Source organism: Oleiphilus sp. HI0086 (assembly GCF_001635225.1).
This window is the reverse complement of the sequence record NZ_LWFZ01000298.1, coordinates 1-3,941: the sequence shown is the minus strand read 5'-3', so window position 1 is coordinate 3,941 and position 3,941 is coordinate 1. Positions and strand designations below refer to the sequence as shown.

At 42.3% G+C, this 3,941-nt stretch carries 3 protein-coding genes; 1 reads left to right on the top strand and 2 read right to left on the bottom strand.

What is annotated here, in order from left to right; genetic code table 11:
• Positions 1–43 precede the first annotated feature (43 nt).
• Positions 44–1,465 carry a hypothetical protein gene (locus tag A3756_RS03690; RefSeq protein WP_068552943.1) on the top strand — a complete coding sequence of 474 codons (1,422 nt, stop codon included), beginning with the start codon at positions 44–46 and terminating at the stop codon, positions 1,463–1,465.
• A 2-nt stretch (positions 1,466–1,467) separates the two neighbouring features.
• Here A3756_RS03690 and A3756_RS03685 read toward each other — a convergent pair whose 3' ends face one another.
• Together A3756_RS03685 and A3756_RS03680 are read right to left on the bottom strand one after the other, a co-directional pair.
• Positions 1,468–2,319, bottom strand: coding sequence for an ETEC_3214 domain-containing protein (locus A3756_RS03685; RefSeq protein WP_068552942.1), 852 nt, complete (start codon positions 2,317–2,319; stop codon positions 1,468–1,470).
• Between the two features lie 52 nt (positions 2,320–2,371).
• Entirely contained in the window at positions 2,372–3,721 is a 1,350-nt protein-coding gene (locus A3756_RS03680) for a transglycosylase SLT domain-containing protein (RefSeq protein ID WP_068552941.1), read from the bottom strand.
• Positions 3,722–3,941: the final 220 nt, after the last annotated feature.

The window sequence follows — 3,941 nt, the reverse complement described above, 5'->3', positions numbered from 1 at the left end:
ATCTGAACAGAATTCTGTTTAACACCATTAAAAGTAGGGAAACATGAGCCAAGTATTTTTTCTCGGTACTCATCTTGTGAAAACTCGGGTTTTACACTTCGTTATCACCCTTTTTTGTCTGCCAGGTTTTGCTGCGGCAAACAGTCTTGATGATGAATGGAAGGCATTTCAACAAGCAGAACAAGCGGCTTTCAATACCTACTTAAGTGAACATGATCGACAATTCGTTGACTTTTTAGATCAGCATTGGGAAGAGTTTGATCTATTCCAGGGAAAGGTACGAGATACGACACCTAAGCCTGCTAAAGCTCCTTCGGTTAAGAATTTGCTGTCTAGTACTGGGAAAACTGAACATATCGATACACCGGCTTATTCACCCTCACTACCTCTAGATAATGAGGCCTTGTTTTTTGGCCATGAGCGAGCTGACGTGAACGCCAGTAATATTGACTTCCCTGACTTGTCAAAACTGACCAATAAAAAACTCGCTGCTACATGGAAAGTGCTGGCGCAAGCCGACCATAAGGGGCTATTGGCTCATGTCCGAGAGAGCAAACAAATACTAGGGCTAGGGGATTGGGGAACCTATCTATATCTGAACTTTGTGCTTGAAAAGCAAATCTCAAATGACAATGAAAGGACGAGTTACCTCTGGTTCATATTGACCAAGCTAGGCTATGACGTGAAAGTTGCTTATGGCAAGCGAGACCTTTTTCTGATGCTGCCGTCAAAACAAACTATTTTTGGTAAGGCCTACCTACAGATATCTGACAAGACCTATTACCTAGTTCATTCGACCAAAAATAAAGGCCCGCTTTTTTCTTATCCCGGACATTATGACCGGAGCAATCGTAGCTTTGAGATCAACTTTGAGCAGGTTTTAAATAGCTCGCCTAAGATACTTTCTCGAAAAATTTCGTTTGAAGATAGCAATACGAGTACCGAGCTTAGTTTTGAGTATGATGCGGGCTATGGCCTGATGTTGAATGCTTACCCTCAAATAGATCTCAAATATTATTTTACCGCAAAGCCTAACCCAACCATGGTAGAGAGCTTAAGAAGGCAGCTTAAACCCCGGCTTCAGAGCTTGAGCGAACGTGATGCGATCGACTATTTGCTAGCTATGATTCAAACCGGCTTTAGTTATGCTCTGGACCAAGAACAATTTGGTGAAGAGAACTACCTGCTGGCCGAAGAAAGTTTGTTATACAAAGCGAATGACTGCGAGGATCGATCGATTCTACTGGCTTGGTTAATCCAAGATCTGCTGAAACTGGATGTCGTGGGCTTGGATTTTCCAGGGCATATTGCCGTGGCGGTAGCGACTGAAGCCCGCGACGGAGATTGGCTTATTTCCCAAGCAGGTAAAACTTACGTGATAGCCGACCCAACTTATATTGGTGCAACGACGGGCATGGTGATGAGCGAATATAAAAGCACGATACCGAAGGTGATAGAGTTCTAATATTAGAATTGACCAAAATAGCTACTAAACTCGGCCCCGGTTAGTATGCTTTTTTCTATCAACTCCAAGCCAATTTCACCTTCACCATAAAAGTTCGGCATTTCACTGTTTCTAAGTTGCGTTTGGGATTCAAGTACTTCCTGATCACTGCCGTGTACTTCTTGATTATAGAAAGCGACGAGTAAAGGCGACTCCGACCGAACGGTGTAGGAAACCTTGCCCAGATATGTACTGACAAATAAGCCTGCTCGACCTCGATCTAGGTTTTCGAGGTAATAGCTCGCAGTTTTAGCATGGTCGATCACGTAGGTTTGTGGGTTGGCGGGGAAGGAGGTAAAGGCGGCTTCGCCTAAATTCCATGGGCCCTTGGTTGTTGTGGCAACTTCAGGATGAAAGTCTTCTAAAAGAGGTAAAACAGTAAAGGCTGTTACGCGCTCGTCATCTATAAAAAGCGTGAGTAAAAACTTTTCGTCGTAGTAATAATTAGCGTTAATATCTTGATTGATAGCGCGGGAGACCTGAGGGCTGCCTAACAGCTCCTCCATATAAGGCACTGTATTACCCACATGTATTTTGGATATCGTTTCATACTCGATATCGTTAGTAAATTCTGAACGAATGGTTTCAACGGTATCACCTAGCACGGTCACCGCTTCGGAGTACTCGCCCAAGGCGATAATGATGGCCAGGAAAGTGAGGAAAGAGCCTTTAAATTTGCTGAAGAAGAGACTTCCCCCGAACATGTGTTGTTCTTTTACTTCTTCTTCCACTTCATCTTCGATTGTATTTTGAAGTTCTTTGCTGAGCTCTTCTTTTAATTCCTGCTTGATTTTTATTCTTTGCTGTTCTTCCATGTTTGTCTCTCTCATTTGGCCGAAGCTGAAAGCCTTAAAAAAACGGCCTAATTTATCGGTACTTAGGAATACGCTTTTTCACTTTGGCTAAGTACTTTCGTGTTTCTTCGTAAGGCAAATGTTCGATTAAGTGATCATAGACTTCTTGGGGTGTAAGGGCGTTTATTTTAGCTAAGGCAGGTTTTAAACGTCGCTTCCCAGTGAAGGCTTTCGCTACATTACCTGCGCCTGTGTTATAGGCGGCAATACTACAATAAAGTCGACTCAGCTCATTTTTGATACCTTTAAGGTAGCGATAGTACAGAATATTTAAATAGGTCGTACCCACTTCAATATTTTTGTCAGAGGTATAGAGATATGAAGGCGAGAGTATTTTTGCCTTGCCAAATAATTGTTGAGTTGCGTCTTGCCCTGCTGAGCTTGGAACAATCTGCATTAGACCATAGGCCGGAATCGGGGAGCGAGCCATCGGGTTGAATGCAGATTCGGTTTCAATAATGGCGTAGACCAGTGCGTCTTCGATTTTTGACTTTGCCGCAAACTTGCTCACGTCACTCGATAACATTTTTGCCTGACGAGGTAATTTATTGACTCTTAAGTCTGCCATCGCTTTAGGCTTTTTAGTTTTGCTACTAGCGATCTTCTTTTCTTTTTCTGCCAGCTTTTTATCGATGACGTTCATAGGAACTTCAACGCTTACGACTTTCTTACCTTGTTTATTGGTTTGTTCTTTTTTCTTGCCTAGTTTGATCATTCGATCAACGATTTCATCAATCTCTTTATCGCTCAGCGCTTGTTCTGCACTGGCTTTAGGAATAAGAATCGGTGTAGGTTTTACCTTGGCAGTTTCGAGTAGAGTAATTTTTTCTTTGCTTTTTTTCTCGATGGCTTGAGCAAGCGTGTCATCTTTGAAGGCTTCTGCTTTGTTCTTGGTGATGAGTTTCTTTAAAGAGCTTCGTAATTCCTTATCGTTGCGCTGCTTGCCTTCATGAGTGTGAGAAATTGAAATGGTTTGCTTCTCAAAATCGACGCTCTTTTTTTCCTTTAAGTCTTTAGAGTATTCGACCCATACTTTACGAGATGATAATTCGGGTTTGTCCCAAACTTTGCTGAGCTTGCTTTGATAGCGCTGTGTTTCTTTCTGGGATATTTTCTTAAACTCTGCAAACTCTTCCATCAGCTTTTTCTTATAGCTATCGAAGGCGTTTGTTTCTTGAAGTTTGAATTTCTCAAACTCGGACATTTCCGGTTTTTTACTAGGGGGTGCACTTTGCTCGAAAGCTTTGTCGATGTCACCAAAAGCTTCGTTCATTTCATTAAAAGGGTCACTAGCAGAAAGGTTACTTATTGGAAGTGCTAGCAAAACCGCTAAATTGAGTAACTTAAAGCCGCCCTTTTTCATAACGTTATCCTTTTATTTGTTTAAGGCTTCAATACGATTTAGGAAGAGCCAGGAGCGAGCTTGTACCCGCCCTGGCAAAGGTGATAAGCGCCGTGATTAGTTTTCAGCGCTAAACTCAGCTTCCATTTCATCGGCTGCTTTCTTGGCTAAGAAACGCTCATATAAAACAGCTTCGTTTTTAGGAGAGATGCTTTTGCCAGAACCTTGAAGCAAGTCTTTA